The organism is Bacillus atrophaeus (assembly GCF_039519175.1).
GTDB classification, from domain to species: Bacteria; Bacillota; Bacilli; order Bacillales; family Bacillaceae; genus Bacillus; species Bacillus atrophaeus.
This window is the reverse complement of record NZ_CP154443.1, coordinates 4,234,115-4,257,727: the sequence shown is the minus strand read 5'-3', so window position 1 is coordinate 4,257,727 and position 23,613 is coordinate 4,234,115. Positions and strand designations below refer to the sequence as shown.

At 44.9% G+C, this 23,613-nt stretch carries 24 protein-coding genes, 1 pseudogene and 1 other annotated feature; of the genes and pseudogenes, 23 read left to right on the top strand and 2 right to left on the bottom strand.

All coding sequences use genetic code 11. The annotated features are described in order from the left end of the window. Positions 1-12 precede the first annotated feature (12 nt). Entirely contained in the window at positions 13-450 is a 438-nt protein-coding gene (gene lrgA, locus AAHT65_RS21490; protein ID WP_268517808.1) for an antiholin-like murein hydrolase modulator LrgA, read from the top strand. Positions 451-470: 20 nt separating this feature from the next. After that, on the top strand, positions 471-1,166 hold the full coding sequence (lrgB, locus tag AAHT65_RS21485) for an antiholin-like protein LrgB (protein WP_003325137.1): 696 nt from the start codon (positions 471-473) through the stop codon (positions 1,164-1,166). Between the two features lie 28 nt (positions 1,167-1,194). On the opposite strand, the gene AAHT65_RS21480 is transcribed toward lrgB, so the two are convergent. Continuing rightward, positions 1,195-1,737 (bottom strand): hypothetical protein, encoded by a 543-nt coding sequence (locus AAHT65_RS21480; RefSeq protein ID WP_343310797.1) that lies wholly within the window; start codon positions 1,735-1,737, stop codon positions 1,195-1,197. A gap of 209 nt (positions 1,738-1,946) precedes the next feature. Between AAHT65_RS21480 and AAHT65_RS21475 the strand changes: the two are divergent. From AAHT65_RS21475 to AAHT65_RS21455, 5 genes and pseudogenes are all read left to right on the top strand, one after another. Continuing rightward, a pseudogene (locus AAHT65_RS21475) lies at positions 1,947-2,572 on the top strand (alpha/beta fold hydrolase). 181 nt (positions 2,573-2,753) lie between these two features. After that, positions 2,754-2,884: a sequence feature (ribosomal protein L20 leader region), on the top strand. A 59-nt stretch (positions 2,885-2,943) separates the two neighbouring features. Further along, the gene (gene infC / locus AAHT65_RS21470) at positions 2,944-3,465 is read left to right on the top strand and encodes a translation initiation factor IF-3 (protein WP_071543361.1); all 522 of its coding nucleotides are present in this window, start codon (positions 2,944-2,946) and stop codon (positions 3,463-3,465) included. Between the two features lie 12 nt (positions 3,466-3,477). Further along, positions 3,478-3,678 carry a 50S ribosomal protein L35 gene (gene rpmI, locus AAHT65_RS21465; protein ID WP_003325140.1) on the top strand — a complete coding sequence of 67 codons (201 nt, stop codon included), beginning with the start codon at positions 3,478-3,480 and terminating at the stop codon, positions 3,676-3,678. Positions 3,679-3,709: 31 nt separating this feature from the next. Further along, positions 3,710-4,069: a 50S ribosomal protein L20 gene (rplT, locus tag AAHT65_RS21460; protein WP_003152495.1), complete on the top strand. Its 360-nt coding sequence runs from the start codon at positions 3,710-3,712 to the stop codon at positions 4,067-4,069. A gap of 54 nt (positions 4,070-4,123) precedes the next feature. Next, positions 4,124-4,393 (top strand): DUF1294 domain-containing protein, encoded by a 270-nt coding sequence (locus AAHT65_RS21455; protein ID WP_003325141.1) that lies wholly within the window; start codon positions 4,124-4,126, stop codon positions 4,391-4,393. A gap of 16 nt (positions 4,394-4,409) precedes the next feature. Here AAHT65_RS21455 and AAHT65_RS21450 read toward each other — a convergent pair whose 3' ends face one another. Next, the gene (locus AAHT65_RS21450) at positions 4,410-4,808 is read right to left on the bottom strand and encodes a hypothetical protein (RefSeq protein WP_003325143.1); all 399 of its coding nucleotides are present in this window, start codon (positions 4,806-4,808) and stop codon (positions 4,410-4,412) included. A 190-nt stretch (positions 4,809-4,998) separates the two neighbouring features. Between AAHT65_RS21450 and AAHT65_RS21445 the strand changes: the two genes are divergently transcribed. From AAHT65_RS21445 to cstA, 16 genes are all read left to right on the top strand, one after another. Then, entirely contained in the window at positions 4,999-6,084 is a 1,086-nt protein-coding gene (locus AAHT65_RS21445) for a M42 family metallopeptidase (RefSeq protein WP_013390618.1), read from the top strand. Between the two features lie 201 nt (positions 6,085-6,285). Next, the gene (locus tag AAHT65_RS21440) at positions 6,286-7,254 is read left to right on the top strand and encodes a glycoside hydrolase family 43 protein (protein WP_088117721.1); all 969 of its coding nucleotides are present in this window, start codon (positions 6,286-6,288) and stop codon (positions 7,252-7,254) included. A 190-nt stretch (positions 7,255-7,444) separates the two neighbouring features. After that, positions 7,445-8,038 (top strand): TetR/AcrR family transcriptional regulator, encoded by a 594-nt coding sequence (locus AAHT65_RS21435; protein WP_010789442.1) that lies wholly within the window; start codon positions 7,445-7,447, stop codon positions 8,036-8,038. 244 nt (positions 8,039-8,282) lie between these two features. Further along, on the top strand, positions 8,283-9,689 hold the full coding sequence (locus AAHT65_RS21430) for an amidase (RefSeq protein WP_343310796.1): 1,407 nt from the start codon (positions 8,283-8,285) through the stop codon (positions 9,687-9,689). A gap of 41 nt (positions 9,690-9,730) precedes the next feature. Continuing rightward, complete coding sequence (locus AAHT65_RS21425; RefSeq protein ID WP_343310795.1) at positions 9,731-9,928, top strand: hypothetical protein; 198 nt, start codon at positions 9,731-9,733, stop codon at positions 9,926-9,928. A gap of 83 nt (positions 9,929-10,011) precedes the next feature. Then, positions 10,012-10,770, top strand: a complete 759-nt coding sequence (gene aiiA / locus AAHT65_RS21420) for a quorum-quenching N-acyl homoserine lactonase AiiA (RefSeq protein WP_343310794.1) — start codon at positions 10,012-10,014, stop codon at positions 10,768-10,770. Positions 10,771-11,098: 328 nt separating this feature from the next. After that, positions 11,099-12,589, top strand: coding sequence for an L-arabinose isomerase (gene araA, locus AAHT65_RS21415; RefSeq protein WP_343310793.1), 1,491 nt, complete (start codon positions 11,099-11,101; stop codon positions 12,587-12,589). A gap of 11 nt (positions 12,590-12,600) precedes the next feature. Then, positions 12,601-14,304, top strand: a complete 1,704-nt coding sequence (araB, locus tag AAHT65_RS21410; RefSeq protein WP_343310792.1) for a ribulokinase — start codon at positions 12,601-12,603, stop codon at positions 14,302-14,304. Continuing rightward, positions 14,297-14,986 carry an L-ribulose-5-phosphate 4-epimerase gene (gene araD / locus AAHT65_RS21405; RefSeq protein WP_061572605.1) on the top strand — a complete coding sequence of 230 codons (690 nt, stop codon included), beginning with the start codon at positions 14,297-14,299 and terminating at the stop codon, positions 14,984-14,986. The genes araB and araD overlap by 8 nt, the downstream gene beginning before the upstream one ends. Beyond that, positions 14,964-15,782 carry an HAD-IIA family hydrolase gene (locus AAHT65_RS21400; protein WP_106270794.1) on the top strand — a complete coding sequence of 273 codons (819 nt, stop codon included), beginning with the start codon at positions 14,964-14,966 and terminating at the stop codon, positions 15,780-15,782. Before araD ends, AAHT65_RS21400 begins: the two co-directional genes overlap by 23 nt. Further along, positions 15,779-16,963, top strand: a complete 1,185-nt coding sequence (locus AAHT65_RS21395) for a sn-glycerol-1-phosphate dehydrogenase (protein WP_343310791.1) — start codon at positions 15,779-15,781, stop codon at positions 16,961-16,963. The genes AAHT65_RS21400 and AAHT65_RS21395 overlap by 4 nt, the downstream gene beginning before the upstream one ends. 30 nt (positions 16,964-16,993) lie before the next feature. Beyond that, positions 16,994-18,295, top strand: a complete 1,302-nt coding sequence (locus tag AAHT65_RS21390) for an ABC transporter substrate-binding protein (RefSeq protein ID WP_106270797.1) — start codon at positions 16,994-16,996, stop codon at positions 18,293-18,295. A 36-nt stretch (positions 18,296-18,331) separates the two neighbouring features. After that, positions 18,332-19,273 (top strand): carbohydrate ABC transporter permease, encoded by a 942-nt coding sequence (locus AAHT65_RS21385; protein ID WP_010789432.1) that lies wholly within the window; start codon positions 18,332-18,334, stop codon positions 19,271-19,273. A 3-nt stretch (positions 19,274-19,276) separates the two neighbouring features. After that, positions 19,277-20,119, top strand: a complete 843-nt coding sequence (locus AAHT65_RS21380; protein ID WP_010789431.1) for a carbohydrate ABC transporter permease — start codon at positions 19,277-19,279, stop codon at positions 20,117-20,119. 21 nt (positions 20,120-20,140) lie between these two features. Beyond that, the gene (locus AAHT65_RS21375; protein WP_343310790.1) at positions 20,141-21,637 is read left to right on the top strand and encodes an alpha-N-arabinofuranosidase; all 1,497 of its coding nucleotides are present in this window, start codon (positions 20,141-20,143) and stop codon (positions 21,635-21,637) included. Between the two features lie 124 nt (positions 21,638-21,761). Then, positions 21,762-23,558, top strand: a complete 1,797-nt coding sequence (cstA, locus tag AAHT65_RS21370) for a carbon starvation protein CstA (RefSeq protein WP_106270802.1) — start codon at positions 21,762-21,764, stop codon at positions 23,556-23,558. Positions 23,559-23,613: the final 55 nt, after the last annotated feature.

The window sequence follows — 23,613 nt, the reverse complement described above, 5'->3', positions numbered from 1 at the left end:
GAGGTGAAGAAAATGAGTGCTGAAAAAGTGTATGGGTTTTTAACACAAGCATTTATTTTTGCCGCAATTATGCTGGTATCAAATATGATTGCCGCGATTGTTCCAATTCCTATCCCTGCGTCAGTCGTAGGATTAGTTCTATTATTTCTCTTATTATGCTTAAACATTATTAAACTTGAACAAGTAGAAACTCTGGGAACGTCTTTAACATCTCTGATCGGCTTTTTATTTGTCCCGTCAGGCATTTCTGTTATGAATTCACTTGGTGTGATGCAACATTACGGCCTGCAAATCGTGCTTGTCATTCTGCTTGCAACCATCATTTTATTAGCGGCGACAGGTTTGTTCTCCCAATTCATCATAAGAGGAAAACAGACAGCCGCTGACAAGCAGCAGAAAGAAAAAACGGTGCAGCATCCGCATAAGGAAAATAAGCTCGCTCATCATTAAGAGGCATAGGGGGTAATCAAATGGAAAGTACAATGAGTCCTTATTTCGGCATTGTGGTATCACTTGCCGCATTCGGCATCGGCACATTTCTATTCAAAAAGTCAAAAGGCTTCTTCCTTTTCACGCCTTTATTTGTCGCAATGGTGCTGGGCATCGCATTCTTGAAAATCGGCGGTTTTTCTTACGCGGATTATAACAATGGGGGAGAAATCATTAAATTTTTCCTTGAACCAGCGACCATCGCCTTTGCTATTCCGTTGTACAAGCAAAGAGACAAGCTGAAAAAATACTGGTGGCAAATCATGTCTTCCATCATTGTCGGGTCAGTTTGCTCCGTTACGATTGTTTATCTCCTTGCAAAAGGAATTCATCTTGATGAAGCAGTCATGAAAAGCATGCTTCCGCAAGCGGCGACAACAGCAATCGCTCTTCCTTTATCAAAAGGTATCGGCGGCATCAGCGACATCACAGCCTTTGCCGTTATTTTTAACGCCGTTATCGTCTACGCGCTCGGCGCTCTGTTCTTAAAGCTGTTTAAAGTGAAAAATCCGATCTCTAAAGGATTGGCTCTCGGCACTTCCGGTCACGCGCTGGGCGTGGCAGTCGGAATTGAAATGGGGGAAGTTGAAGCAGCGATGGCGAGTATCGCGGTCGTTGTGGTAGGGATTGTGACGGTGCTGGTCATACCGGTGTTTGTGCAGTTGATAGGGGGTTAAGCCAAGGACAGGTTCCTTGGCTTTTTTCTTAAGGAGCATCTTCCGGATCAATATAGCCTTGTTTAATGCCCCATTCAACTTGATCGTCATGCCATTTTTTTCGTTCTGCATATCCATATCCATCGTTTTCCGGCAGATCTGCCGCCGGCTCTTGGGCTTGTGCCGCATCTGATCGATTTGCTGAGGAAGCAGAGCCATTAGCAGATTCCGCTGCTTTTGCTTGTTCTTGCTGTCTGGCTGCTTTTGCCTGCTCCTGCTGCCTTGCTTCTTCCGCTTGCCGTTCAGCTAATTCTTCCTGTCTCTGCATTTCTGCTTCTTCTGTAGCCTGTTTTTTGGCTGCTTCAATTTCCTCAAGCTTTTCAGTATGTCTTTTTGTCTCTAGCAATTTTAAGTTTTTGTGCTCTTCCTCAAGCTTGTCTTTATCCGATTTTGGAGAGGGCTTCTCGATGTCTAAAGCTACAGGTTCAGATTTTTCTTCCTTTGGGATGGCAGTTGTTTTGTCATGAGCGCAGCCGGCTGATAAAGCCCCTAGCAATAACAAAGAAATCGTTAATTTTGTTTGTTTTTTCATGCGTGTTTCTCCTTTTGTTTTAATCCCGGCGCAATATAAAGGGAACTGGAATCTATTTACTTTATCGGTCTTTGCGGTTTAAAGTTAATACTTTTATTTTCTTTTATTACTTTTTCATCCATTTTTAATTCGTGATTTCCATTTTGATGCTACGATATTGAGAGAGAATCTGAAAAACAGTCACCCTAAACGCCGGGGGGATGGCAATCATGAGTATTCATGTAAAGGAATACGGTGACAAAAGTGCTTCGCTTATGGTTTTTATCCATGGCGGAGGTGTAAGCGGATGGATGTGGGAAAAGCAAATCAGTCATTTTCAATCAGCGACAGTGCTGAACAGATCATCAAGTTAATAGAAACAAGGGCCAAGGGGGAAAAAGTGATTGTCATTGGTTTTTAAATCGGCGCGCAAATCTTAATTCAGATCTTAAGCGTAAGGCCCCAATTGATTGATTTTGCCATGATCAACAGCGCTCTGGTGAAACCGACACCTTTTCCGGTTTATTTATTAAACCGTGTTCTGCCTTTTCTTCTTTTTTTATAAAAAATAGAACGCTCTCAAAAATGCAGGCCAAAACGCTGTACATCAGCGAATCTCATTTTGAAACCTATTATAAAGAGAGCTGCCGGATGAGCGCCGGCACACTTTACCGGATATTGAAGGAGAATATGTCTTTTAAACTTCCTGCGCGGTTTAGTGAAGCGAGCGCTGATATATTGGTAACTGTCGGCGAAAAAGAGAGAGGAATCTTAAAAACGTCTGCACGTGATTCCGGGTACGGGGCATGGCGCACCATTGGCACAGCCGGAATTATTTAATGAAATGGTTGAATAGTTATTTTTCAGGAGAGACATGCCGAAAGAATGGAGTATCAAGTAAAAAACTGAAGCTGAAATTCTCTGATTTTATCCTTGCGCAACTCATAACCACATGTTACAATGAAAAAGTTGTTCCGGAGAAGTCATTCTTGACTAAATATCCGGCATTGTGTAGAATAGTTATTGAATTGAATATAAATCACAAGAAGAAGCACCCGCTTCTCACCTGATTGACACATTCATGTAGTTGGCAGGTTGACCGTACATTTTTATTTATGCAGATGTTCGTAGTGTGGGTGTGTAATCATACCCACACTTTTTGTTTGCCTGTAGAATGCAAGTCAAAATGAATTGTGAATCAATTCGAAGAAACTATGGAGGTGGCTCATTATTAGCAAAGATCAATTGGTTAATGAGGGTATCCGTGCACGTGAGGTCCGCTTAATCGGACAAAATGGCGACCAGCTTGGAATCAAGTCCCGTCAGGAAGCACTTGAAATCGCCGGCCGCGCAAATCTTGACCTTGTGTTAGTTGCAGCAAATGCAAAACCGCCTGTCTGCCGCATCATGGACTACGGAAAGTTCAGATTCGAGCAGCAGAAAAAGGACAAAGAAGCACGCAAAAATCAAAAAATCATTAACTTAAAAGAAGTTAGATTAAGTCCGACAATCGATGAGCATGACTTTAACACGAAGTTGCGCAATGCGATTAAATTCCTTGAAAAAGGCGATAAAGTGAAAGCTTCTATCCGCTTTAAAGGCCGCGCGATCACGCATAAAGAAATCGGACAGCGCGTATTGGACCGTTTCTCTGAAGCTTGTGCTGAAGTTGCGACAGTTGAAACAAAACCAAAAATGGACGGCCGCAGCATGTTCTTGATGCTTGCGCCGAAAAACGAAAAGCAATAAGGAGGAAATCCCATGCCAAAAATGAAAACTCACCGCGGATCTGCTAAACGTTTTAAAAAGACAGGTTCTGGGAAGTTAAAACGTTCTCATGCATATACAAGTCACTTATTTGCCAACAAATCAACAAAGCAAAAGCGTAAGCTGCGCAAAAGTGCTGTAGTAAGCGCAGGAGACTTCAAACGCATCAAACAAATGCTTGCTAACATCAAGTAATCGGACAAGGAACAATTAGGAGGGAAATCTAATGCCAAGAGTAAAAGGCGGAACTGTTACACGTAAGCGTCGTAAAAAGGTTCTTAAATTAGCAAAAGGTTATTTCGGTTCAAAACATACATTATACAAAGTAGCTAACCAGCAGGTCATGAAATCTGGAAACTATGCTTTCCGTGACCGTCGTCAGAAAAAACGTGATTTCCGTAAGCTTTGGATCACTCGTATCAATGCTGCTGCTCGTATGAACGGTCTTTCTTACAGCCGTTTGATGCACGGTCTTAAGCTTTCTGGTATCGAAGTAAACCGTAAAATGCTTGCTGATCTTGCTGTAAACGATCTTACTGCATTCAACCAGCTTGCTGATGCTGCTAAAGCTCAGTTAGACAAGTAATATGCCGGGCCGCTCTCTCAGAGCGGCCTTTTTATATAAAGGATGAGATAAAGAATGGCTGTTTTAATATATATCATGCTGATCAATGTTTGCGGATTTTGGATCATGGGCGCCGATAAAAAAAGGGCGCAGCAGCACAGGTGGCGGATTTCTGAGGAACGAATCTGGCTTGTGGCGATTGCGTTTGGAGCTTTAGGTGTTTGGCTGGGGATGCAAACCTTCAGACATAAAACAAAGCACCGGTCTTTTATGTACGGCGTGCCGCTGCTTTTAGTGATTGAAGCTGTTTTTGTCGCTATTTATTATAGTCCGTTTGATTTGTAAAAAAGCAGAAAAGCGATTATCGCTCTTCTGCTTTTTTTGATTTAGCCAGCTTTATCGGCTGGTCCCAATCAATCTTACAATCCGGATAACGCTCATTCACCTTTTGTTCTATATCCTTAAAATCTTTCGCTGAAAAGGCAGCCAGCTTTTCTGGAGATTCCGTCCACACAAAGATGGTATGGATAAAGAGCGGATGATCCTTGGAAGGAATATGCTTTTCTCCTTCAAAAAGTACGCCTTTATAAGTCAGCTGAAAATTCTTTCTTGCATTTTTCTGTTCATCGACAATATAAAAATGTTCTTTTGACTGGGCCAGCTTCAGCCTTCTTTTTGGATTTGTGTAAAATCTGACCGCGACGTATATGCAATAGGCAAGAAAGGCGAGCAAAGCAAGCCGGAGAATGATGATAATCATTGGTTGAAGGCACCTCCCTCATAATCATTATCTGATGTAATACGAAGGGTGAAGCAAAAGGTTTCACTTTTTTTAAAAGAAATGTTTCGGCTGTCTAAAATAATTACCCCATTTCATGTGAAATATTCGTATGGTTACCGATAGGTTTTGTATAATAAGAATGTAGGAAAGATGAAGGAGGGTTTGCAACATGGCAAAGCTAGACGAAACGTTAACCATGCTTAAAGAATTAACAGACGCAAAAGGCATTCCGGGGAACGAAAGAGAAGTCAGACAAGTGATGAAATCATACATAGAGCCATTTGCTGATGACGTCACAACAGATCGATTAGGCAGTTTAATCGCAAAGAAAACGGGCTTGGAAAACGGTCCGAAGATCATGGTGGCCGGCCATTTGGACGAAGTCGGTTTTATGGTGACGCAAATCAGCGATAAAGGTTTTCTGCGCTTTCAGACTGTGGGAGGCTGGTGGTCACAGGTTATGCTTGCCCAGCGTGTCACTGTCGTAACGAAAAAAGGGGATATTACAGGGGTTATCGGTTCAAAACCGCCCCACATATTGCCTCCTGAGGCGAGAAAGAAACCTGTGGAAATCAAAGATATGTTTATCGACATCGGAGCTTCCAGCCGTGAAGAAGCCATGGAATGGGGAGTTCTGCCTGGAGATCAAGTTGTTCCTTATTTTGAATTTACGGTGATGAACAACGAAAAGCACTTGCTTGCAAAGGCGTGGGACAACCGGATTGGGTGCGCGATTGCGATTGATGTTCTGAAAGGCCTGCAAAATAGCGACCATCCTAATGTCGTCTATGGTGTAGGAACGGTTCAGGAGGAAGTGGGACTCCGCGGCGCAAAAACCGCGGCGCATGCGATTCAGCCGGATATCGCGTTTGGCGTTGATGTCGGTATCGCCGGTGATACACCGGGCATTTCGGAAAAAGAGGCGCAAAGCAAAATGGGCAAAGGTCCGCAAATTATGCTGTATGATGCTTCAATGATCTCTCATAAAGGTTTGCGTGATTTTGTTGTCAATACAGCTGAAGAAGCAGGAATCCCATATCAGTTTGAATCACTTTCCGGCGGAGGAACTGACTCAGGTTCCATCCATTTAACGGCTAACGGTGTGCCTGCCTTATCTATCACCATTGCAAGCCGCTATATTCATACCCATGCGGCAATGCTGCATCGTGATGACTATGAAAATGCCGTGAAATTGATAACAGAGGTCATTAAAAAATTAGACCGCAAAACCGTCGATCAAATCACTTATCAATAAAGATGCGTAAGAATCCGTCTTGAATGGCGGATTCTATTTTTTTGTCTGTACAAATTTACGGCGAGTGGCTACAATAAGGGGAGACGCAGAATTGTCCGTACATTTTACCTAACAGTATTTATAGAAATCATCTATGAAGAAAGGGGGATCAGCACAATTTTGTAAGCGTTTTCCGAAATGAATACAGGAGGTTTTGCTAAAATGAAAAAGAGAAGATTTAAACGGTTATTTCACTTTTCATGCGCTGCTCTGACAGCAGGTTTGTTATTGACTTCCGCTTCTCCGGCATCTGCTGCATTTTGGGGAGCGTCAAATGAGCTGCTTCATGATCCGACCATGGTGAAAGAAGGAAGCTCATGGTACGCTTTTGGAACTGGTTTGACCGAAGAAAAAGGTCTGCGTGTTTTAAAATCCTCGGACGGGAAAAAATGGAGCGTACAAAAATCAGTTTTCAGCACGCCTTTATCATGGTGGGGCAATTACGTGCCGAATTATGAGAAAAACCAGTGGGCTCCTGATATTCAGTATTACAATGGAAAGTACTGGCTTTATTATTCCGTTTCCGCTTTCGGCAGCAACACATCTGCTATCGGCCTCGCTTCCACAACAAGCGTCAGCTCGGGAAGCTGGAAAGATGAGGGGCTTGTCATCCGTTCGACCAGCGCCAATAATTACAACGCCATTGATCCGGAGCTGACGATTGACAAGGACGGGAATCCATGGCTTGCTTTCGGATCGTTTTGGAGCGGCATTAAACTAACGAAGCTGAACAAAGATACAATGAAACCGACCGGCTCACTTTATTCCATAGCTGCCAGACCGAATAACAGCGACGCCCTCGAAGCTCCGACCATTACGTATCAGAACGGCTACTATCATTTAATGGTATCATTTGATAAATGCTGTGCGGGCGTAAACAGCACCTATAAAATCGCTTATGGAAGATCTGCAAACATCACGGGCCCTTATCTTGATAAAAGCGGTAAAAGTATGCTTGACGGCGGAGGCACGATACTTGATTCAGGAAACGAGCAATGGAAAGGCCCGGGCGGACAAGATATCGTAAACGGCAACATTTTAGTGCGCCATGCGTATGACGCGAATAACAACGGCATTCCGAAGCTTTTAATCAATGATCTCAATTGGAGCTCGGGCTGGCCATCCTATTAAAAATACACGCCGCGAAGCCCTTTCACAATAGGTTTATTCCGTAGTAAGCTCTTTTTTATAAAAGGGCTTTTTCTTATTTTAAGTGTAGAATGTGGATGATCTTCTGTGGTATTTGCCTTAGTCGGCAAAATCATTCATAATGTTGAAATGGACAATTTGTCCGAGTTGTGTTGTGAGGAGAGAATGTTTAATGGAAAAAAAACCTACATCTTTAAAACTTCCAAGAGAGGAGATAAACCGCAGAAGAATTTTGGAGTCGGCAAAAGAGCTTTTCATCGAACATGGTGTTGAGGCAGTTAACATGCACCAGATTGCAAAAATGGCAGGGGTCGGACAGGCGACCTTATACCGGCGCTACACAGAAAAGGGTGACATTTGTATAGAAGTCGTGCGTGAAGAGTGTCAGCCCCTCTTTGAAGAAATAGATTCCTATCTTGATCAGACTTCAGAAGAAACAGCTTTAGAGCGTTTATATCAAGTGATAATGAAATTTATCGCTTTTCTTGAGAAGCGGGTTCCTTGGCTTTGCTCCGTAAGCCGGGCATCATCGGGATATCGTCCATTTCAATCACCGCTCTACCAATGGATGCGTATTACTTGCAGAAGGCTATTGCAGGAGGCTGTTGATACGGGAGAAGCTTCTGCCGTAGATGTTCCCTATACGGTTGAAACACTGCTGGCTACCCTTTTTAATATTGATTTTCATCTGAAAGATCAGGGATTCTCCACTGAACAAATTTTGCAAGGATTGCAGCGGATTTTTATAGATGGATTGAAAAATTGATCGGCAGCCTTGATGGTCCCCTTTTGATGAAAGCAAAGATGCTGTTTAAAGGGATCATGCCGATTTATCACTTTTAAAGTTCCGAACAATTCTTTTGTGAAAATTAATTGATTGACGAACGGACATTGTTTCCATTATAATGAAATCGAAACCGGACAAAATGTCCGTTTTTTTATTCGTTTGAAACGGACATTTTGTCCGAATGAGGAATGTACATAGTAAACAAACATGGGGGCCGATCTAAATGAGAACATTGAATTCTCAACTTTCCTTTGCCGCAATTCATGAAATGGCAGAGAAAATTCAGGAACGTGAAGTGTCACCAGTGGAAATTGCAGATCTGATGCTGAAGCGGATTGAACGCTTCAACCCTAAGCTAAACGCATTTGTCTCTCAAACCGCTGAGCTGGCAGCAGAACAGGCAAAACAGGCTGAAAAAGATATTATGCAGGGAAGGTATAAAGGGCCTTTGCATGGGATTCCGATCGTGCATAAGGACCTTTATTACACAAAGGGGATACGGACGACGGCAAGTTCAAAAATTTTAAAGGATTTTGTTCCCGATTATGATTCAACCGTTGCAGCCAAACTGGCGGATGCAGGGACCGTCTTACTCGGGAAAGTGCAGACGCACGAATTCGCGGCAGGAATGACGACTAACAGCGAATATTTTGGTCCTTGCCTTAACCCTTGGAATCCCGATGTGGTTCCGGGCGGTTCAAGCGGAGGATCAGGTTCTGCTGTAGCGGCAGGAATGGCTTATTTAGGAACAGGATCAGATACGGGCGGTTCAATCCGTATTCCTGCTGCATGCTGCGGAGTTGTCGGCATGAAGCCGACATATGGTCGTGTCAGCCGATACGGAATCATTCCTATGGCCTGGTCGCTGGATCATGCCGGTCCGCTGACCCGCAGTGTGTTAGACGCATCTTTGTGTCTGGATGTGATGTCTGGTTTCGATCCGAAAGATGAATCAACGGTTGATTTGCCTCCGCCCGGTATTCGGATGTATTCCGATGGTCTTAAGGGAGTGAAGATTGGTCTGCCGACGAACTATTATTACGACAATCTGGACCCGGAGGTGGAAACTGCTATGCAGGCGGCAATCAATAAATTCCGGGAAATGGGAGCAGAAATTGTTGAAGTCAGTCTGCAGCTTATGAAGCATGCTAAAGGCGCAACGATGGCCATCATGTTAGGAGAAATGTTTTCAGCTCATGAGCAATGGCTCGATAAACACCCGGAAGATTATGGAACGGACGTAAAAATGATGCTTGAAAATGGCAGGCATGTTCCGGCTTCCGCATACTTACGAGCACAGCGGGCCCGCCATCTGCTTACAGATGATTTTCTAAAAGCTTTGACCGGAATCGATGTTTTATTGACTCCGGCAATGCCGCTGACTGCACCGCGGGCAGACGATGACGAACTTTACGAAAAGTCACTACGTCTAACTCATTTTGCCGCGCCGACTAATCTAACCGGCCTCCCCAGCTTATCAATGCCGTGCGGTTTTTCACCTTCAGGTCTGCCAATTAATCTGCAGCTAATCGGCCGACCTTTTGACGAGGCAACTGTGCTCGGCATCGGTTACGCCTATGAGTTAAACACTGATTGGCATAAGAAGCATCCGGAGTTATCAATAAAATGAGAAGAATGATGAACTGCTTATCATTAGAGGGGGATAAATCAATGGGACAAAAGCAAGGGATTTCATCTTTAACAAACGCCGACTTGAACAATGGCAGAGACAATAAAGAAATGGACACAGCTGAAGAGGCGTTCAAGCACTTTTTATCTTCTCTTCAAAGTTTGAAGGAACTGGACTTAGAAGGTATTGAACCGATTCTGCCTCCGACGTTTAAAGAAGCACGCTATAAAAACAAATGAATAACGAATATGCCGTGGAAAAGAAGAATACTTCACTCGTATTGATACAGTATTATATTTTATTGAATAAAAGGATGATATGAATGACTGTCAAAAAGCTTTATTTTTTGCCTGCCGGCTCCTGTTATCTTGATCAGTCAGCTGTCAACAAAAACCTTGCGCCAGGCCGATTACTCGAAATGCCGGTTTGGTCTTTTTTGTTGGAAACAACTGACGGGCCCATTTTAATTGATACAGGGATGCCCGATGCTTTTGTTAACAATCCTGAATATTTCAAAGGAACAAAAAGAGAAGGCCGGGTTGTTCCGAAAATGACGGCAAACGATAAAATAGTGAATATTTTAAAGTCTGCCGGCTATCGTGCAGGTGATATTCAAGCGGTGATCAGCTCACACTTACACCTCGACCATGCTGGAGGAAACGGACATTTTCCCAAAACGCCTATTTTCATTCAGCAAGCCGAATTTGATGCCGCTATGGGAAATGATGATTATTCACCCGAAGAATGCAGATTGCCAGACTTACAGTACCATATAATTGAAGGTGACCGCGAAGTGGCGCCCGGCGTTCAAATTTTCTTTACGCCAGGACATTCGCCGGGTCACCAATCGGTTCTCGTCACAACAGAACATTCAGGCCCCATATTGCTGACTATTGATGTAGCTTATACAAGAGAGAATTTTGACAATGGCGTTCCATTCTTATCCTATGATTCTGAATCGACTGTCAGATCTATAAAACGAATGAAAGGGCTTATCGAAAAAGTCCAGCCGTCAAAGGTTTTCTTTGGGCATGACCGTGTTCAGGCGCGCGAAGCAAAGGTTTTTCCTGACTTTCTATAAAAGAGAATCATCGTGTTTGGCTTCAAGCACTAGAAAACTGAGTGCTTCCAATCTAAACGCTTAGCTGCCGATTCAATATGTGAAATTGGCAGCTGGGCGTTTTTTTGTGGTGTTTATGGCTGATGTGTGTTACTTCTAACCTGCAACGCTCTGAAACTCTGATGCTTTTATTAAAAAAGAATACAAAAATGATTGACAGTAAATGTACCTTATTACTATAATGAATTTGTTCGTACGAATTATTTTATATATTGATTTATTGATTATTGATCCGTACTTTTTGATAAAAATGAAACCGCTTTATTTTGAAAAGAGAGGGGAAATGAATGTGCTGCCGACGAAGGATTATGAATTTTGGTTTGTAACGGGAAGTCAGCATTTATATGGGGAGGAAACATTACAAATTGTTGATAAACATGCAAAAGCGATTTGTGAAGGGCTTAGTGCCCTGTCTTCAAGATATACGATTAAGCATAAGCCTGTGGTGACCTCGTCTCAGACTGTCAGACAGTTGTTAAGGGAAGCGGAGTTCAATGAGAATTGCGCCGGAATCATCACTTGGATGCACACATTTTCTCCGTCTAAAATGTGGATAGAAGGTCTTACGTCTTACCGAAAACCGCTTATGCATCTGCACACTCAATATCACCGGGATATTCCATGGGAATCGATTGACATGGATTTTATGAATATCAATCAATCCGCCCATGGCGACCGGGAATATGGCTATATGAATTCAAGAATGGGGCAAATCCGAAAAGTCGTCGTCGGCTATTGGGATGACGAAGAAGTGAAACACGATATGTCTCAGTGGATGAATACGGCGGCTGCATTAAACGAAAGCAGGAATATAAAGGTTGCCCGTTTCGGAGATAACATGCGTCATGTAGCTGTAACGGACGGAGATAAGGTCGGCGCGCATATTCAATTCGGCTGGCAGGTTGACGGCTACGGCATAGGCGACCTCGTTGATGTCATGAATGGTATTACGGAGGACGAAATCGAAGCGCTTTTCAATGAATATGACAGGCTTTATGACATCAGTGAGGAAACGAAACAAGACGAATCGAAGGTTGCATCCATTAAGGAACAGGCCAAAATTGAACTGGGCTTAAGCTCTTTCCTTGAAAAAGGCGGGTATACCGCATTTACAACTTCATTTGAAGTGCTCCACGGAATGAAACAGCTTCCGGGCTTGGCCGTTCAGCGTTTGATGGCCAAAGGATACGGATTTGCTGGTGAAGGAGACTGGAAAACGGCGGCGCTCGTGCGGATGATGAAAATCATGGCAGATGGGAAAAAGACATCCTTCATGGAAGATTATACGTATCACTTTGAACCGGGGAAGGAAATGATTCTGGGATCGCATATGCTTGAGGTTTGTCCAACTGTCGCGCTTGATAAGCCGAAAATAGAGGTTCATCCCTTGTCTATAGGAGATAAAGAAGATCCGGCTCGGATGGTGTTTAACGGAATAGGCGGCACAGCAATACAAGCGAGCTTGATTGATATCGGCGGGCGCTTTCGTCTGGTGCTGAATGAAGTAAACGGGCAGGAAGTTGAAAAAGAAATGCCGCATCTTCCGGTCGCACGTGTTTTGTGGAAGCCTGAACCTTCACTAAAAACGGCTGCTGAGGCTTGGATTTTGGCGGGAGGCGCGCACCACACGTGTTTATCATATCAACTGACAGCCGATCAAATGATGGACTGGGCTGAAATGGCAGGTATTGAAAGTATTCTGATTTCTCATGATACTTCAATTCATCAGCTGAAAAATGAACTGAAATGGAATGAGGCGCTTTACCGGCTTCAAAGATAGGGGGGACATGTATGACATATACGATAGGTGTGGACTTTGGTACATTATCGGGAAGAGCGGTGCTGGTAAATGTCAAAACAGGCGAAGAGCTGGCAGCCGCTGTTAAGGAATACAAGCACGGCGTGATTGATACGGCTTTGCCGAAGACCGGGGAAAAGCTCCCGCGTGATTGGGCGCTTCAGCATCCTGGCGATTACCTTGAAGTATTGGAGACAACAATTCCGTCACTTCTTGAACAGACGGGGATTCAGCCTGAGGACGTCATCGGCATCGGCATCGATTTCACGGCTTGCACCATTTTGCCAATAGACCGTTATGGAGAGCCGCTATGTATGCAGCCGGAGTTCGAAGCGGAGCCGCACAGCTATGTAAAGCTGTGGAAGCACCATGCGGCTCAAAAATATGCGGACCGTCTCAATGCCATAGCAGCGGAAAATGGAGAGCCTTTCTTACAAAGATATGGTGGAAAGATTTCTTCTGAGTGGATGATTCCTAAGATCATGCAGATTGCCGAAGAAGCTCCGCATATTTATCATGTGGCAGACCGGATCATCGAAGCGGCCGATTGGATTGTGTATCAGTTGTGCGGTTCATTGAAACGAAGCAATTGTACAGCAGGGTATAAAGCGATATGGAGTGAGAAAACAGGATATCCGTCCGCTGAATTCTTTAATGCTTTACACCCTTTAATGAAAACGATTACAGAAGATAAATTAAGCGGTTCTGTTTATTCAGTAGGAGAAAAAGCGGGCGGGCTCACGGAAAAAATGGCGCAGCTGACCGGTCTTCTTCCGGGCACGGCTGTTGCGGTCGCCAATGTGGACGCCCATGTATCTGTTCCTGCGGTCGGCATCACAGAGCCTAAAAAGATGCTGATGATTATGGGAACATCGACATGCCATGTGCTGCTTGGTGAAAAAGTGAATATTGTTCCGGGCATGTGCGGAGTGGTAGATAACGGAATTCTCCCCGGATACGCAGGATACGAGGCCGGTCAATCTTGTGTAGGCGACCATTTTGAATGGTTTGTGAAGCATCATGTACCGGAAGATTACAAGAAAGAAGCAAAGGAGAAACATACAGGCATTCACGAGCTGCTGAGTCAAAAAGCCGATCTTCAAAAGCCGGGAGAAAGCGGTCTGCTTGCGCTTGACTGGTGGAACGGAAATCGCTCAACCTTAGTTGATGCTGATTTAACGGGGATGCTGCTTGGCATGACACTCTTGACGAAGCCGGAAGACATCTACAGGGCTTTGGTTGAAGCGACGGCGTACGGCACGCGAATGATTATCGAAACCTTCAGAGAAAACGGTGTACCGATTGAAGAGCTTTACGCCGCAGGAGGAATTGCCGAGAAAAATCCATTTATTATGCAAATTTATGCGGATGTCACCAATATGGAAATTAAATTGTCTGGCTCCCCGCAAGCGCCGGCGTTAGGATCTGCGATATTCGGCGCGCTTGCTGCCGGGAAAGAAAACGGGGGCTGCGAAAGCATCAAAGAGGCAGCTGCGCATATGGGCAAATTGAAAGACCATTCCTATAAACCTAACGCTGAGCATGCCGAAATATATGATACCTTGTACGCGGAATATAAAGAATTGGTTCAATATTTCGGAAAAGAAAATCATGTGATGAAGCGACTTAAAACGTTAAAGAACGGCCATTTTGCCTCTCTCGCTAAAAGAAATCAAAAGGGGGATGACCATGCTTGAAACGTTAAAAAAAGAAGTGCTGACCGCTAATCTAAAGCTCCAGGAGCATCGGCTTGTGACCTTTACGTGGGGGAATGTAAGCGGAATAGACCGAGAAAATGAAAGAATTGTGATTAAACCGAGCGGGGTTGAATACAGCGAGTTAACGGCTGATGATTTAGTGGTTCTCAATTTGGACGGGGAAATCATAGAAGGCTCGTTGAAGCCGTCCTCTGACACCCCGACCCACCTTTACTTGTATAAAGCGTTTCCGAATATCGGCGGCATCGTTCACACACATTCACATTGGGCGACCAGCTGGGCTCAATCCGGAAGAGATATCCCTGCTCTCGGAACGACACATGCAGATTACTTCGACAGCGCGATTCCCTGTACGAGGGAAATGTATGACGAAGAAATTGTGAAAGATTATGAGCATAATACAGGCAAAGTCATCGCCGAAACGTTCAAAAACCAAAAGTATGAGCAGGTACCCGGTGTTCTGGTCAATAATCATGGCCCGTTCTGCTGGGGGACAGACGCTCTTAATGCCCTTCACAATGCCGTCGTGCTAGAAACGGTTGCCGAAATGGCTTTTCATTCAATCATGCTGAATCAGAATATCAGCCCGATTAATACAGTGCTGCATGAGAAGCACTTTTATCGGAAACACGGAGCGAATGCGTATTATGGCCAGTCATGAGGCCTTCGTATCACCGTCCGGATTTCTTATTGATATAGACGGAACAATTTTCAGAGGAAATGAGCTGATCGAAGGAGCCAAAGAAGCGATTTGTATGCTCCGGAGAATGAATAAGAAGGTCGTATTCTTAAGTAATCGCGGAAACATTTCCAGAAACATGTGCAGAAAAAAATTGCTCGAAGCCGGGATTGACGCAGTGGAAAGTGAAATCGTGCTGTCCTCAAGCGTCACAGCAGCGTTTTTAAAAAAACATTACAGCGATTCAGCCGTGTGGGTGCTTGGAGAAGAGGGCTTGATTGACGAGCTGAATGCGGCCGGCATTCAAATGGCAAATGAACCTAAGGCAGCGGATTGGCTCATCATCTCTCTTCATGAATCGCTTACCTATCAAGATTTGAATCAAGCTTTTCAAGCGGCCGCCTCTGGTGCGCGGATCATCGCCACCAACAAAGATCGTTATTTTCCCAGAGAAGACGGCAATGCAATTGATGTTGCTGGCATGATTGGCGCAATTGAAGCTTCCGCTCAGGCAAAAACAGAGCTTGTTGTCGGGAAGCCGTCATGGCTGATGGCGGAAGCCGCTTGTAATGCGATGCAGCTTACTGCTGGTGAATGTATGATTATCGGAGACAGCATCGAATCAGATATTGCGATGGGAAAATTGTATGGAATGAAAAGCGCTTTAGTTCTTACAGGCTCAAGCAAACCTGGAGAAGCGCGACTTTATGAGCCTGATTTTGTGCTGGAATCTATAAAGGATCTGAACAAATTGGCTGAGGAGGGGATTCTCTTATGAAGCAGCTCGCGTCAGACATTCAGCAGACTTTCGAAAAAGCGGGCGAGACTGTATCGCCTTTGGCAGTAGAGGAAATTGTACTGGGAAAACAAGCAGCTCAGGACCTGGTTCATTTTCTGAAAAGGAAAGGCTATCAAAACATTGCGATCATATGCGACCAAACCACCTACAGCATTGCTGGCCGCAATTTGGAGCTCGCCATTGATCATGAGGGCATTCAAGTGAAAAGCATTGCCATTCCTGACAATGAAGCGGGTGATGTGACGGCAGACGAACGATCGCTTATTCATACTCTCATTCAAGCCCCGAAAACAATTGATTCCTTTATTGCTGTCGGATCGGGAACCATTCATGATATTGTCCGTTTTGCCGCCTTTCACCGGGATTTGCCTTTTATCTCATTTCCGACTGCTCCCTCTGTTGACGGATTTACATCAGCCGGGGCGCCTGTCATTTTGTACGGAACAAAAACAACGGTTCAGACGAAGGCGCCGATTGCGTTATTCGCCGATGTCGATTTGTTAAAATCAGCACCTCAGCCGATGGTGGCAGCCGGATTCGGTGACATGCTCGGAAAAATCACCTCTTTAGCGGATTGGAAAATATCGCATCAGCTGGCTGATGAGCCTTACTCTCATACGGGCGCGCGTCTTGTAGAGGAATCGCTTAACAACTGTATTGCAAACACCAAGGAAATTGCCTCTAAAACTGAAACCGGCATTCGTATCTTGATGGAAGCCTTGATTGTATCGGGCCTTGTCATGCTCGCCTTGGACCATTCCCGCCCGGCTTCAGGGGGAGAACATCATGTATCACATTGGATTGAAATGGAGTTAATGAAGAAGAACAAGCCCCAAATCCTTCACGGAGCAAAGGTGGGCTGCGCGGCTGTATTGCTGACTGATACGTACAGAAAACTTGCCAAACATGAGAACCTGAGCGAATTCTCTACGGACCGCCGGGACATCATTCAATCAATTTATGAAGGACTCCCGGAAGGAAAGACACTGGCTGGCTGGCTGAAATCAGCCGGAGGCCCCGCGTATTTTGGCGAAATCGGTGTAGACGGAGAGTCTGTAAAAAACGCCTTAAAAAACGCACATACACTAAGAGAGCGTTATACCGGCCTGAGAATCATAAACGAAAACGAAACGCTTTTAAAAAATGGCCTGTACCAATAAGCCCGCACCTCCAGCGGAAGGGGTAACAAGATGAAAAAAATGACTGCCTGTTTTCTTTTGCTTATTATGCTTCTCACATCATTATTAACCGGGTGCGCAGCAGAACGGTCATCCGGGAATTCGGGTGAAACGGAGCTGACCTTTTGGACTTTTAACGGACTTCATGAACAGTTTTATCTGGAAATGGTGAAAGAGTGGAATGCGAAGTATCCAGATCGAAAAATTAAATTAAACACGGTTGTTTATCCATACGGCCAAATGCACGACAATCTCTCCATTTCATTAATAGCGGGAGAGGGCCTGCCGGATATCGCGGATGTTGAATTAGCACGATTTTCGAACTTTTTGAAAGGCTCGGACATTCCGCTTGCCGATTTAACGCCTCTTATCCAAAAGGATCGGGACAAGTTCGTTGAGGCGAGGCTTACTTTATACAGTAAGGACGGAAAGCTTTACGGGCTTGATACACATGTAGGGACGACAGTAATGTTTTATAACATGGACATTATGAAAAAGGCGGGAGTCAATCCCGATGATATCAAAACGTGGGATGATTACCGGAAAGCCGGCCAGAAAGTACGCAAGGCGACCGGCAAGCCGATGGGAACGGTGGAAACGAATGATTCCGGCACGTTCCTCTCCATGATCTCACAGCAAAACTCAGGTTACTTTGATAAAGATGGAAAGCTGATTATCAATAACAAAACAAATGCAAAGACCCTTCAATATTTAAAAGACATGATCAATGATAAAACGACGATCGCTGCACCCGGCGGCGGACATCATAGTGAAGAATACTACGGATTTATGAATCAGGGAGGAGCGGCTTCCGTTCTTATGCCTATCTGGTATATGGGAAGGTTTATAGATTATATGCCGGATTTAAAAGGGAAGATGGCGATACGGCCGCTTCCGGCGTGGGAAGAAGGCGGCGACCGCTCAGCAGGTCTTGGCGGAACGGCCACAGTCGTGCCGAAACAAGCGAAACACGAAGAATTGGCAAAAGAGTTCCTGGTTTTTGCGAAAGGCTCCAAGGAAGGGAATAAAAAGCTTTGGAGTGTGCTGGGGTTTGATCCGCTCCGGTGGGATGTGTGGGATTCGAAAGAATTAAAAGAGAAAAACCAATACACAGATTACTTTCAAAACGGAACTGACATTTTCTCTGTGCTTCTCGATATTAAGGATGAAATTAATCCGATCTATTTAGATGAGGATTTCGCCAAGGCATCTGATCTCGTGATCAGGAATGTGCTGTTCGACGCGCTCAAGACACAGCAAAAAACGCCTGAAGAAGCCTTAGACAGGGCGGCAGGTGAATTAAAAGATAAATAGACTCGTATTCAAAACATGAAAGCGGGGAGGTTCTCTATGAAACCTGTGAAGACGGGGACGGTTCAACCCGTTCCCTCAACGGCGAAGGAATCCGTCTGGCGGAGTGTCTTGTACTCGAAAAAAGCGGCGCCTTATCTGTTTACAGCTCCATTTGTCATCTCATTTCTTATTTTCTTTCTGTACCCCATCATCAGTGTTTTCATCATGAGCTTTCAAAGAATACTGCCGGGGGAGGTTTCGTTTGTCGGATTTTCCAACTACACCGCACTTCTTAATCCGACATTCTATACAGCTCTTTTTAATACGCTGGAATATACGGTTTGGACACTGATTGTGTTGATCCCGGTTCCATTGCTTCTGGCCATCCTTCTGAATTCAAAATTAGTAAAGTTCAGAAACGTATTTAAATCGGCGCTGTTTATCCCGGCTTTGACATCCACCATTGTTGCAGGGATTATTTTTCGCCTGATTTACGGAGAAATGGATACGTCACTGGCCAATTCATTCCTTATTAAAATCGGCGTTTCTCCGCGAAATTGGCTGAACGATGAGCACACCGGCATGTTTCTGATGGTCATGCTTGCTTCATGGAGATGGATGGGTATTAATATACTGTACTTTTTAGCGGGGCTGCAAAATGTGCCGAAAGAGCTGTATGAGGCGGCTGATATCGACGGAGCAAATACAATGAAAAAATTCCGCCATATCACTTTGCCGTTCTTAAAGCCTGTATCGGTATATGTCCTGACGATCAGCATTATCGGCGGATTTAGGATGTTCGAAGAGAGCTATGTTCTTTGGCAAAATAATTCCCCGGGTAATATCGGCCTCACGCTTGTCGGGTATTTGTATCAGCAAGGGCTTGCTTACAATGAAATGGGGTACGGAGCGGCGATCGGGATTGTGCTTTTGCTCGTTATTCTTATTGTCAGCCTGATTTCTTTAAAACTGTCAGGTTCGTTTAAGGGGGAGGGGTAATCTATGCAGAACAGCAACCGGTTTGCCGTTTACAGAATCGCTCTGACTCTGTTTTTTATCATGCTGAGCCTGCTGTATATTTTTCCGATGCTTTGTTTGCTGTTAGGTTCATTAAAGCCGTCGTCAGAGCTTTTGCGGATCGGGCTGAATTTGAAAATAGATCCGGATGTGCTGAGTTTTGATAATTACACGTTTTTATTTCATGGCGGCAGTATTTATTTCAAATGGTTTTTTAACAGCATTGTTTTGGGTTTATTAACAACGGTGTTAACTCTGTTTTTTTCTTCAATGATTGGTTACGGGCTTGCGGTATATGAATTTAAAGGCAGGAACCTGATCTTTGTTCTGGTGCTCATCATTATGATGGTGCCGCTTGAAGTTATGATGCTTCCGTTATTTAAGCTGACAGTGGGGCTGCATCTGATCGATTCCTATACGGGTGTGATTTTGCCTTTCATTGTCTCGCCTGTCGCGGTTTTCTTTTTCAGGCAATATGCGCTCGGACTGCCGAAAGATCTGCTGGACTCGGCGCGGATGGATGGGTGTACGGAATTTGGCATCTTTTTCAGAATTATGGCGCCGCTCATGAAGCCGGCCTTTGGGGCGATGATTATCCTTCAGTCCCTGAACAGCTGGAATAACTTCCTCTGGCCGCTCATTGTGCTTCGGTCAAAAGAAATGTTTACGCTTCCAATCGGGCTGTCAAGCTTGCTCAGTCCATACGGCAACAACTATGACATGCTGATTTCCGGCTCAGTCTTTGCGATTTTACCGGTAATCATTATCTTCTTGTTTTTCCAAAAGTATTTTATCTCCGGACTGACAGTGGGCGGGGTAAAAGGATAATATAAATTAGGAGGAAACAATATGAAAAAAGCGGGAATGATCATAGATAAAGAGTATAAAATCGGTCAAGTAGATAAGCGTATCTACGGCTCATTTATCGAGCATATGGGCCGGGCGGTATATGAAGGCATCTACGAACCGGATCATCCTCAAGCAGATGAATCAGGTTTTCGAAAGGACGTCCAGTCGCTCATTAAGGAATTGCAGGTGCCTCTGATTCGGTATCCGGGCGGCAACTTTTTATCCGGCTACAACTGGGAGGACGGCGTAGGCCCTATTAAAGACCGCCCAAGGCGGCTTGATCTGGCATGGAAAACGACGGAAACCAATGAAGTGGGTACGAATGAATTTTTATCATGGGCCAAAAAGGTGGACACCGAGGTCAACATGGCTGTCAATCTGGGCACGAGAGGCATGGACGCAGCCCGCAACCTCGTGGAATACTGCAATCATCCGTCAGGTTCTTATTGGAGTGATTTGAGAAGGTCCCACGGTTATGAAGCACCTTACGGAATTAAGACATGGTGCTTAGGAAATGAGATGGACGGCCCGTGGCAGATCGGACATAAAACAGCCGAGGAATACGGAAGGCTTGCTGCTGAGACGGCAAAAGTCATGAAATGGGTGGATCCTTCGATTGAATTGGTTGCCTGCGGCAGTTCAAACAGCAGTATGCCGACATTTATTGATTGGGAAGCGAAGGTGCTTGAGCATACGTATGATCATGTGGATTACATCTCCCTTCATACGTACTACGGAAACCGGGAGAACAACCTGCCAAACTATTTAGCCCGTTCCATGGATCTGGACCACTTTATTAAGTCTGTTGCCGCGACATGCGACTATATGAAGGCGAAAAAACGCAGTAAAAAAACCATTCATCTTTCATTAGATGAGTGGAATGTGTGGTACCACTCTAACGAAGCTGATAAAAAAGTAGAGCCATGGATGGAAGCGCCGCCGATTTTGGAAGATATTTATAATTTCGAAGATGCTTTATTGATCGGCTCGCTTCTCATTACGATTTTGCAGCACGCTGACCGTGTGAAAATTGCATGTCTCGCACAGCTTGTGAATGTGATTGCGCCTATTATGACTGAAAAAGGCGGAGAAGCATGGAGACAGCCGATTTTCTATCCGTACATGCATGCCTCTGTTTACGGAAGAGGGGAATCGCTTAAGCCAATTATCTCTTCTCCAAAGTATGACTGTGCAGACTTTACGGATGTGCCATATGTGGATGCGGCTGCCGTTTATCATGATGAGGATCAGACACTGACGGTTTTTGCTGTGAATAAGAGTGAGGAACCGATGGAGACAGACATTTCGTTAAGAGGGTTTGAATCCTATCGCATCATCGAGCATATTGTGCTTGAACATGAAGATATCAAAGCAACAAACCAAAAAAACAGAAAAAATGTCGTACCGCATGCCAATGGAACTTCTTCTAAGTCAGAAGGAGAACTGAAAGCTCAATTCACACCGCTTTCATGGAATGTGATCCGTCTTCAAAAGTAATAATGCACATTCAAGTAAGCCGGCATCATCAGCCGGCTTTTTCTCATGAGAAATGGAAAAACCACCGCCTTTAGTCCCTGAATTGTGATATATTTGTAAAAAACAGCAAAGGGGATGGGGGAAAATGAATGCGGTTACAATTGTGATAGCGTCAATGTGTATATTGGCGATTGCTTATCGTTTATATGGAACCTTTATGATGGTAAAGGTACTGAAAGTGAATGATGACAAACCGACGCCGGCTCACACACACGAAGATGGAAAAGACTATGTGCCTACGAATAAATGGGTCACATTCGGCCACCATTTTGCCGCCATAGCCGCTGCCGGTCCTCTTGTCGGGCCGATACTTGCAGCGCAATTCGGTTATTTGCCAGGGCTGTTATGGCTGTTAATCGGAGCGGTTATCGGGGGAGCCGTTCACGATATAGTCGTCTTGTTCGCGTCCATGCGGAAAAACGGAAAATCGCTGTCAGAAGTGGCGAAAGACGAGCTTGGGCCTGTCGCGGGTTTTTGTACGGGGCTTTCAATGCTGTTTATTATCACAATCACGATGGCAGGGTTGTCAATGGTTGTGCTGCATGCTTTGGAACGCAATCCCTGGGGGACATTTGCCGTGGGTATTACCATTCCAATAGCGATGGGCGTCGGTATTTATTATAAAAAAACCGGAAATCTAAAGCTCGCTTCCACTGTGGGATTCCTCTTTTTATTGGCAGGAGTATTTATTGGTCCATGGGTGCAGACAACCGCGCTGGGAGATATTCTGACCCTTGAAACGAAAACGCTTGCAATCGCGCTGCCGGTCTATGCTTTCTTTGCGGCGGCGCTTCCTGTATGGCTTCTGCTCGCTCCCAGGGATTATTTAAGCAGCTTTATGAAAATAGGGGTATTTATCGCACTGATTGCGGGAGTGTTTATTGTAAATCCAGCTATTCCGTTTCCGGCGTTTACGGAGTTTGTAAAAGGCGGAGGGCCGGTGCTTGCGGGACCTGTCTGGCCGTTTATTTCGATTACGATCGCTTGTGGGGCGATCTCAGGATTTCACGCGTTTGTCGGTTCGGGAACAACGCCGAAGATGCTTAATAAATGGAGTGATATGAAGCCGGTCGCCTTTGGCGCGATGCTTGTGGAGTGTCTTGTCGGCATCATGGCGCTGATCGCGGCCACCGCCTTGCAGCCTGCTGATTATTTTGCGATCAACAGCACGCCGGAAGTATTTCGTACGCTTGGAATGAATGTTGTACACTTGCCTGAATTGAGCCGTGAAATCGGCCTGGATTTAGAAGGCAGAACAGGAGGCGCCGTTACACTTGCGGTCGGCATGACTTATATTTTTACCGGAATGCCGTTTTTCAGCCATCTGGCCTCATATTTTTTCCAATTCGTCATTATGTTTGAAGCGGTCTTTATTTTAACGGCTATTGATGCAGGGACCCGTGTGGCCCGCTATTTAATTCAAGACTTTTTCGGAGAGGTTTATAAGCCTTTGAAAAAAACAGATTGGCTTCCCGGATCTGTATTTGCCAGCGCACTGGCCTGCTTGATGTGGGGATACCTTCTTTATTCAGGCGATATCGGCTCCATTTGGGCGCTGTTTGGCGTTTCCAATCAGCTCATGGCATCTGTCGGATTAATTATCGGCGCGACGATTGTGCTGAAAATTGCTGATAAGCGGCGTTATATCCTGACATGCCTGATTCCGCTCGCCTATTTATATGTCACCGTCAACTATGCAGGGTATTGGATGGTGCGTTACGTATACTTAAATCCGGAAGCGGCGGGATACAGTGTTCTGAATGGGGCTTTATCCATCATTATGCTCCTGTTAGGTTTGGTAATCATCATTGCGGCTGTGAAAAAATGGACCCAAATGTGGCGTGATCCGAGTTTAAGAATGGAAGCATCCATTCCGGGATAATGAGCGTGAATACCAAGTTGACCAAGAGCCCGTTTTCTAAACAGGCTCTTGGTCA

Bases quoted from the DNA above. Each gene is read 5' to 3' on its own strand.
- AAHT65_RS21430 (WP_343310796.1), top strand. From the start codon at position 8,283: ATGAGAACATTGAATTCTCAACTTTCCTTTGCCGCAATTCATGAAATG.
- AAHT65_RS21480 (WP_343310797.1), bottom strand. From the start codon at position 1,737: ATGAAAAAACAAACAAAATTAACGATTTCTTTGTTATTGCTAGGGGCT.
- aiiA (WP_343310794.1), top strand. From the start codon at position 10,012: ATGACTGTCAAAAAGCTTTATTTTTTGCCTGCCGGCTCCTGTTATCTT.
- AAHT65_RS21400 (WP_106270794.1), top strand. From the start codon at position 14,964: ATGCGTATTATGGCCAGTCATGAGGCCTTCGTATCACCGTCCGGATTT.
- araB (WP_343310792.1), top strand. From the start codon at position 12,601: ATGACATATACGATAGGTGTGGACTTTGGTACATTATCGGGAAGAGCG.
- rpmI (WP_003325140.1), top strand. From the start codon at position 3,478: ATGCCAAAAATGAAAACTCACCGCGGATCTGCTAAACGTTTTAAAAAG.
- AAHT65_RS21380 (WP_010789431.1), top strand. From the start codon at position 19,277: ATGCAGAACAGCAACCGGTTTGCCGTTTACAGAATCGCTCTGACTCTG.
- rplT (WP_003152495.1), top strand. From the start codon at position 3,710: ATGCCAAGAGTAAAAGGCGGAACTGTTACACGTAAGCGTCGTAAAAAG.
- AAHT65_RS21455 (WP_003325141.1), top strand. From the start codon at position 4,124: ATGGCTGTTTTAATATATATCATGCTGATCAATGTTTGCGGATTTTGG.
- AAHT65_RS21450 (WP_003325143.1), bottom strand. From the start codon at position 4,808: ATGATTATCATCATTCTCCGGCTTGCTTTGCTCGCCTTTCTTGCCTAT.
- AAHT65_RS21385 (WP_010789432.1), top strand. From the start codon at position 18,332: ATGAAACCTGTGAAGACGGGGACGGTTCAACCCGTTCCCTCAACGGCG.
- AAHT65_RS21375 (WP_343310790.1), top strand. From the start codon at position 20,141: ATGAAAAAAGCGGGAATGATCATAGATAAAGAGTATAAAATCGGTCAA.
- lrgB (WP_003325137.1), top strand. From the start codon at position 471: ATGGAAAGTACAATGAGTCCTTATTTCGGCATTGTGGTATCACTTGCC.
- AAHT65_RS21425 (WP_343310795.1), top strand. From the start codon at position 9,731: ATGGGACAAAAGCAAGGGATTTCATCTTTAACAAACGCCGACTTGAAC.
- AAHT65_RS21445 (WP_013390618.1), top strand. From the start codon at position 4,999: ATGGCAAAGCTAGACGAAACGTTAACCATGCTTAAAGAATTAACAGAC.
- lrgA (WP_268517808.1), top strand. From the start codon at position 13: ATGAGTGCTGAAAAAGTGTATGGGTTTTTAACACAAGCATTTATTTTT.
- AAHT65_RS21440 (WP_088117721.1), top strand. From the start codon at position 6,286: ATGAAAAAGAGAAGATTTAAACGGTTATTTCACTTTTCATGCGCTGCT.
- araD (WP_061572605.1), top strand. From the start codon at position 14,297: ATGCTTGAAACGTTAAAAAAAGAAGTGCTGACCGCTAATCTAAAGCTC.
- AAHT65_RS21395 (WP_343310791.1), top strand. From the start codon at position 15,779: ATGAAGCAGCTCGCGTCAGACATTCAGCAGACTTTCGAAAAAGCGGGC.
- AAHT65_RS21390 (WP_106270797.1), top strand. From the start codon at position 16,994: ATGAAAAAAATGACTGCCTGTTTTCTTTTGCTTATTATGCTTCTCACA.
- cstA (WP_106270802.1), top strand. From the start codon at position 21,762: ATGAATGCGGTTACAATTGTGATAGCGTCAATGTGTATATTGGCGATT.
- AAHT65_RS21435 (WP_010789442.1), top strand. From the start codon at position 7,445: ATGGAAAAAAAACCTACATCTTTAAAACTTCCAAGAGAGGAGATAAAC.